General features: G+C 63.9%; 8 protein-coding genes. 2 read left to right on the forward strand and 6 right to left on the reverse strand.

The window, feature by feature from the left end:
* Positions 1-184: 184 nt before the first annotated feature.
* On the reverse strand, positions 185-643 hold the full coding sequence (locus LQV39_RS20310) for a hypothetical protein (RefSeq protein WP_230028349.1): 459 nt from the start codon (positions 641-643) through the stop codon (positions 185-187).
* 280 nt (positions 644-923) lie between these two features.
* Between LQV39_RS20310 and LQV39_RS20315 the strand changes: the two genes are divergently transcribed.
* Positions 924-1,691 carry an NF038120 family PEP-CTERM protein gene (locus tag LQV39_RS20315; protein ID WP_230028355.1) on the forward strand — a complete coding sequence of 256 codons (768 nt, stop codon included), beginning with the start codon at positions 924-926 and terminating at the stop codon, positions 1,689-1,691.
* Between the two features lie 363 nt (positions 1,692-2,054).
* Positions 2,055-2,342, forward strand: a complete 288-nt coding sequence (locus LQV39_RS20320) for a hypothetical protein (protein ID WP_230028362.1) — start codon at positions 2,055-2,057, stop codon at positions 2,340-2,342.
* A 60-nt stretch (positions 2,343-2,402) separates the two neighbouring features.
* Here the strand turns inward: LQV39_RS20320 and LQV39_RS20325 are convergent, their stop codons facing one another.
* From LQV39_RS20325 to LQV39_RS20345, 5 genes are all read right to left on the reverse strand, one after another.
* On the reverse strand, positions 2,403-3,176 hold the full coding sequence (locus tag LQV39_RS20325; RefSeq protein WP_230028369.1) for a LuxR C-terminal-related transcriptional regulator: 774 nt from the start codon (positions 3,174-3,176) through the stop codon (positions 2,403-2,405).
* On the reverse strand, positions 3,173-3,889 hold the full coding sequence (locus LQV39_RS20330) for a winged helix-turn-helix domain-containing protein (protein ID WP_230028373.1): 717 nt from the start codon (positions 3,887-3,889) through the stop codon (positions 3,173-3,175). The genes LQV39_RS20325 and LQV39_RS20330 overlap by 4 nt, the downstream gene beginning before the upstream one ends.
* A gap of 228 nt (positions 3,890-4,117) precedes the next feature.
* Positions 4,118-5,149: a TIGR03790 family protein gene (locus LQV39_RS20335; RefSeq protein ID WP_230028375.1), complete on the reverse strand. Its 1,032-nt coding sequence runs from the start codon at positions 5,147-5,149 to the stop codon at positions 4,118-4,120.
* 73 nt (positions 5,150-5,222) lie between these two features.
* Positions 5,223-5,948 carry a PEP_CTERM-anchored TLD domain-containing protein gene (locus LQV39_RS20340; RefSeq protein ID WP_230028377.1) on the reverse strand — a complete coding sequence of 242 codons (726 nt, stop codon included), beginning with the start codon at positions 5,946-5,948 and terminating at the stop codon, positions 5,223-5,225.
* A 157-nt stretch (positions 5,949-6,105) separates the two neighbouring features.
* The coding region (locus LQV39_RS20345; RefSeq protein WP_374199450.1) for a cupin domain-containing protein at positions 6,106-6,305 on the reverse strand (200 nt) is incomplete at its 5' end.

The following is a 6,305-nucleotide window of genomic DNA, read 5'->3' on the forward strand; positions in this document are numbered from 1 at the left end:
CGGCGTTGCAGCGTCTCGCCGTACTAGCGTACTGTCTTCGACGCTGCGTCGGTAGGCCGCATCCCTTGCCCTGAAGGTTTTGTTAGACGCTCTTAGCCGTGCAAGGCTACCATGCGCCTAGACGCACAGACAATTTCTTTTTATGAATTAAATCAAGATAAGGCGGCTTCCCCCAGCAAAGGGGTCAACGCACTTCCGGCAAGCCTCCTGAGCCCGGCTGGCAGGTGCCGGCGCGGCAGACCGCGCCCGGGTCCATCAGGAACTGGCAGGTCGAGACCCTGCGGGACGCGGCATTGGCGGCGCGCCGCTCTTCCTTGTAGCGCTCGCCGAGGGCCTCGATCTCGGCCTGGGAGGTGCTTGCCGACGACCAGACCAGGTAGCTTTCCGGTCCGCCGCAGGCGCGTGTGCCCAAGGGCAGCGAATGGCATTGGGCGTCGCTGGAGCAGGCCGGCGTGCCGGCCAGGACGCGGATGCGGGCTAGGGTGTCGCTCTGCGGCGCCTGCTGTGCTTGCGGTGCTTGCGGTGCTTGCGGTGCTTGCGGTGCTTGCGGTGCTTGCGGTGCTTGCGGTGCTCGCGGTGCTTGCGGCGCCGCGGTGGTGCAGGCGGCGCAGCCGGCCAGTAGTAAAAGGATCAAGGTTCGCATCCGACCATCATGCGCTTCAAGCCATGCCAGCGTCAACCGTGCGCTTGATGCTTATTAGAAAATCCACTCCGCATCGAAAAACACCAGCGTTTCCCCTTGCAACATTGCATTTTTTGCAAATATTGGTTTGCCGAACTCATCCATTGGCGAACGTTCTTTTGTGTGTTCGTCATCGAACAAAAGTTATCTTTATTGATATACTTCGTGCTAATCTTTTGAGCAGAATTAGCAGTCCCGCAAGCCGCGCATCCGCGCTCACTCCAACGAAAAAGGTAAGCATATGAACAAGACCACACTTCGCGGCGGTGTACTCAGGCGCGTGCTCGGCGCCGCCATACTTACCCTGGCCTCGGTAAGCGCGGCCCAGGCGGCCGTCATCACTTTCGAGGGTCAGACCGGCCCGGCGTATAACGGACGCAGCTTCCAGGAAGACGGCTATACGGTCTCCTTCGAGGCCCCGGGCGGCACGGCCTCGCCCGGCTCTGTGCTGATCGGCCGCTTCATCGACGGCAGCGATCCGGCCACCTGCGCCCCCAGCATCTGCCCGACGAACAACCCGACCACCTACTTCGACCTGTTCAACAGCGGCCTGATCGACATCATCACGGCGCCGACGGGTTCGACCTTCCGCTTCGCCAGCCTGGATGCCAGCTTCATCGCCACGCCGGGCGTGACTTACCCTGCCATTCCCGCCGCACTTCAGATCATCGGCCTGCGCGCAGACCAAACCACGGAGACGATCCAGTTCAATATCCCGGACGCTATCGCTTTCCAGACTTATGACGCCGCCGATGCCGACCTCTTACGAAGCACGATCGACGGCGCGACGTTCGCGATGACCGACTTCGTTGAGATCGCCATCATCGGCTTCCGCTGCGACGACAACTTCCAGTGCACCGGCCTGGACAACGGTCCGGGCGAGATCGGCGTCGACAACATCGCCCTGTCGGACCTGCCTCCGGTTAATCCTGTGCCCGAACCGGCAACCCTGTCGCTGATGGCCTTCGGCCTGCTGGGCCTGGGCGCCCGCATGCGCCGCCGCCACTGATAGACCCCGCCGCAGGATTGCCGGCGCAGGCCGCGGAATCGTCCGCGACCTGCGCCGGCGCCCTCCCCGGCTTCCGCCCTTCGGCTAGTTGATGCACTAGCACAAGTTCCCACTTATGGGAAATTGTTCAATCAAATTTCTCAAGAATTTGTATGGATGACGTCGTTTCGACACGACGTTGCATCAACGCATCGAAAATTTCCTCAAGGATATTTTCTGCGATCATCGCGGAACTACGCCTATTTCCAGACAAAACTCTTTCGATATTTCAATATTTGCACTAAATCAACTAAAAAAATGTTGAGCTGCGGAAAATTTCCTGCCTACAATAGCCCATCTGTTGAACGCGACCTCTTCCGCACCATGAAACTTCACGCCATCCGTTCCGTCTCCGCCCTCAGCATCGCCGTGATTCTCGCCGCTTGCGGCGGTGGCCAGGCCGAGCAGCCGACCCAGACCGCCGCCGCAGTGATTGCGTCCGGACAGTCCGGCGCCTCCGCCCAGGTCGCCAGCAGCACGATGCCGCAGCCGGATTGCGCCGCCGAGGGCTGCAAGAGCCTGCGCATTATCGACGGCAACGCCGAAGCCTACCGCTACGACGCCATGCGCCGCGCCCAGCTGGAAGCGGCAGCAGGCAACACCAATATCTAGGCTTTTCCAGCATGCAATGGTGGGCACGTAACGCAGTCCCCCGGACTGAGTTACCCCACCCTACAGCAGACGCAGTTCCAGGCAGCGCGCCAGTGCGTGCGCGCGGTTGCCGACACCCAGCAGGCGGTAGATCCGCTGCAGGTGGTTCTTGACGGTCAGGGCGCTGATTCCCAGTATCTGCGCCATCTCCTCGTTACTCTTCCCCTCGCGCAGCCAGCCGACGATCTCGGCTTCGCGCGCGCTCAGCGGTCTTGCCGGCGCGCCGGCGCCGCGCTTCTCCGGCGACGGCAGGCGCAGCAGCGCCAGGTGCAGATGCGCCAGCAACAATTCCAGGAAATAGGCATGGCGCGGTCCCGGCCGCATCGGCAGGCCGAACAGCATGAACACGCTTGCGCCCTCGGCCGTGGTCCCGGTCCCGTGCACCAGCACGCTCTCGAAGCCCGCTTCGCGCAGCTCCTTGCCGAAGCCGCCCAGCACGCCGGCTTGGCGATCCCCGCCGTCCACGGCGACGTCGGCCATGGCCGGCAGCCGCGCGCCCTGCAGGCAATGACGGGCGACGCGCAAGGCCAGGCCATCGCGACGGTCGGCCAGCAAGGACTCGCGCTGCGGCGCCAGCACGGTCGCATGCAGGCACTCCAGCCGCCGCAGCGCACCCGAGGGCGCGAACTGCAGCGCCACCATCACCTGGTGCGGCAGCAGGGTCTGCAGCTGGCCCTGGGTCCACAGGAAGAACTGGCGCATGCTGACGACCCGAAGGCCGGATTCGATGGTGCGCAGCAGGTATTCCTGCTCTTGCCGGCTGAGGATGACGACCGGTTCGAGGGACGGGCTCAAGCGGCGCCGGACCAGTCGGCGCGCGCGTTCCAGGCCACGAAGCGGTAGCCGGTGCCGCGCACGGTTTCGATGTGCTCCTGGTGGCCGCTGGGCTGCAGCGCGCTGCGCAGGCGCCCGACATGGGTGTCGACGGTGCGTTCGTCGAGCACGGCGTGGCGGCCCCAGACTTTATCCAGCAGCTGCGACCGGGTGTGCACGCGCTCGGGATGGTGCATCAGGAAGTTCAGCAGGCGGAATTCGACCGCTCCCAGCGCCACCTGGCGCGAACCGGCGATCACGCGCTGGGTGCAGGGATCGAGGCGCAGGCCGGCCATCTGCACGGTCTCGCTCGACACGTGCGGCACGCGCCGCCGCAATACCGCGCCCATGCGCGCCAGCAGTTCGCGCGGATTGAAGGGCTTGGTGAGGTAGTCGTCGGCGCCGGACTCCAGCGCCAGGATCTTGTCGTGCTCCCCTGCCCGGCCCGACACCATGATGATGGGCAGATCGCGCGTCTTGGTCTGGGCGCGCAGGCGGCGGATCAGCGCCTCGCCGGTTTGTCCGGGCAAGTCCCATTCCAGCAGCAGCATCTCGGGCAGGCTGTATTCCATCAGCACCAGCGCCGACTCGGCGTCGAGGCAGGTGTCGGCCTCGTGCCCGGCGCTGGTCAGGTTCAGCTCGAGCAACTGGCGGATGGCGGGATCGGGTTCGACCACGAGAATATGTGCAGCCATGGGCTAGGTATGCATAGGTCTATCTGCGGGACTGGGCTGGATTTTAATATGCACCAAGCAAGATCAACTGAACAATATGATTTGCTTTGAGAATTGATATGTTTGACGAATAAATCGCCAAAGGGCGGGAGCCCTAGAGGGAAGCGGGCTTCACCCATTTTGGGTAGGATGCGTTACTGCAGAGAAAGGTGGCGAAAAGGATACAAAACAAGCCGCCTGCCCTCGCCTCTAACGAAGCCGCTTGCGGTAAGGCGCAGCCAAAGGCTCGCCAATGAACAGCCCCTGCGTGGGCCAGGCGACGCTCTTCCAGTAGGCTTCGATCGCGCTATTGCCTTGCACATAGTGCTTGAGCAACACGGTCGGGTTGGGGAATTTCTGCCAGTAGTTGCAGGGTTCGCTGACGGAGCCGTAGCTGGCGGTGGCGCCCGCTTCCAGCCAGCGCAGGCTGCTCATCTGCCCATCCCCCAGCAGATCGCCGCCGAGCGAGGTCAGGTGGTCGGCCAGGGCGCCGGGAACGAAATGCAGGGTGTCCAGCTTGTCGACCTGGGCCATGCCGGTCTCGTAGATCATGACGTCCTTCGCGCCTTCCAGCACGTCGCCATGGATGGTCTTGGTGCTGAGTTTCCTGGCTTCGATGCGGCCGGGCGGCGGGAAGAAGCCGGCGCGCGAATTGCGCGCCTTCTCGGAGGTCACCAGGTAATAGGCGGTGGCCGGCACGATGCGGAATCCGGCCGAGGCACCGCGGTCGATCAGGACCCTGGCGTCCGCCACCGACTCGGTCGGCAGCAGCATGGACAGGCGCAGCTGGAGGTCGGTAAACGGCCGCGTGGACTTGGAGTTGAAATACGGACTGGAACGTCCGCTGGCGCAGGTCTTCGCGCACTGGGAGGCGTCGAAGCCCAGCGTGTAGGCGCCGGTAATCGAATTGCAGTCGACCATGTAGGGGGCGGTCCAGACCATCAGCACGGCCTGGATATTCGGCCCGAGGTGGCTGTCGATCTCCTTCTTCAATAGCCGGAAGCGCTCGACGCTGATGCCGTGCGGCTTGTCCGGAATGCTGACGTGCACCACGTTCGCTGCCGGAATGCCGCGCCGCTTGCGGTAGTACTCGCCGATCTTGACGCTGTTCGGCTCGGCGTCGTTGATCACGATGGCCAGCTGGGCCGGCTGCAGGCTGGGCGCGCTGGTGAACTGGGCGCGGGCGCCGGCGGCGGTGGCCAGCAGCAGGATAGTCAGGAACAGGCGTCGGATCGATATCATCGGCAATCTGGAGGTCAAAAAAAGGGAGCACAGCTGCTCCCTTTCATGATGCCACAATTGTAATGCGGACAATTTACGCGAGACGCTCCGCACGTTTGCGCTGGCGCCAGCGCAGCATGCCGCCGACCACTCCCAGCCCGGCCAGCAGCATCGCGCCCGAGGCGGGTTCCGGCACCGGCGCGATGGCGAAGATCTCCATCGCGTTCACGTTCACGGTCTGGCCGAGCAGGCTGCCGTCGATGATGCTGACGCCCTCGTTGTCCGGGTTGCCGTAGCTCAGCTGCCAGGACAATGCGTGGGTCAGGTCGTTGTTGACCAGCAGGTCCGGGCCGGAACCGAACACGGGACCGAACAGGATGTCGTTATAGGTCTGGCGCTGCCCCTGGCTGGGCAGCTCGAAGCTGGTCGGGACCTGGCGGTAGACCGCCGGCGTGGTGAAATTGAAGATGAAGGCGGTGCGCTGGAAGTCGCGCTCGGTCTCGTGCCAGCCGTCGGTGGCCGACCAGCTTTGCGGGTTGTAGCCGCCCACCAGGAAAGTCTGGCCGGCCGTGTTCGTCACTTCGATCAGGGTGAAGGTGGCGCCCTTCCCGTCCGCCGCCTGGTGGAAATTGACCGAGGTATCGCCCGGACGCAGGGTGTAGACGTTGTTCAGGTTGAACTCGCCGGCGCCGAGCCAGCGCTCGAGCTGGGCGTGGCGGCCGTCGTCCAGCAGGCTGGAGCCGCCGGTGATATCGCCGGCCCGGGCCACCCCGCCAACAAGCGCGAGCAGCACGCCGCCCGCCGCAATGATCGTCTTCATGGTCTCTCCCGAACCGGTTCTCGACGAAGCATTGTATGCCCCTCGCATGATGATGAACGCACGTTAGGCGGCCGGCGGAAAAGAGAAACGCCGCCGGCGCTGGTGCGCGGGCGGCGTGAAATGACGCGAACGATGCTTCAAGAATCAGGCGCGCCGGTCAGGCACGTTGATAGACGTCCTCGAAACGCACGATGTCGTCTTCCCCCAGGTAACTGCCCGACTGCACTTCAATCAGGTGCAGCGGCAGCTTGCCCGGGTTTTCCAGGCGGTGGGTCATGCCGATCGGGATGTAGGTCGACTCGTTCTCGGCCAGCAGCTTGACGCTGTCGCCGCAAGTGACGCGCGCGGTGCCCGACA

This window comes from Massilia sp. Bi118, from assembly GCF_918697865.1.
In the GTDB taxonomy this organism is placed as follows: Bacteria; Pseudomonadota; Gammaproteobacteria; order Burkholderiales; family Burkholderiaceae_D; genus Telluria.

What these genes read in the sequence shown, in the direction of transcription:
- LQV39_RS20340 (WP_230028377.1), bottom strand. Translation starts at nt 5,948, where the DNA reads ATGAAGACGATCATTGCGGCGGGCGGCGTGCTGCTCGCGCTTGTTGGC.
- LQV39_RS20335 (WP_230028375.1), bottom strand. Translation starts at nt 5,149, where the DNA reads ATGATATCGATCCGACGCCTGTTCCTGACTATCCTGCTGCTGGCCACC.
- LQV39_RS20320 (WP_230028362.1), top strand. Translation starts at nt 2,055, where the DNA reads ATGAAACTTCACGCCATCCGTTCCGTCTCCGCCCTCAGCATCGCCGTG.
- LQV39_RS20310 (WP_230028349.1), bottom strand. Translation starts at nt 643, where the DNA reads ATGCGAACCTTGATCCTTTTACTACTGGCCGGCTGCGCCGCCTGCACC.
- LQV39_RS20315 (WP_230028355.1), top strand. Translation starts at nt 924, where the DNA reads ATGAACAAGACCACACTTCGCGGCGGTGTACTCAGGCGCGTGCTCGGC.
- LQV39_RS20330 (WP_230028373.1), bottom strand. Translation starts at nt 3,889, where the DNA reads ATGGCTGCACATATTCTCGTGGTCGAACCCGATCCCGCCATCCGCCAG.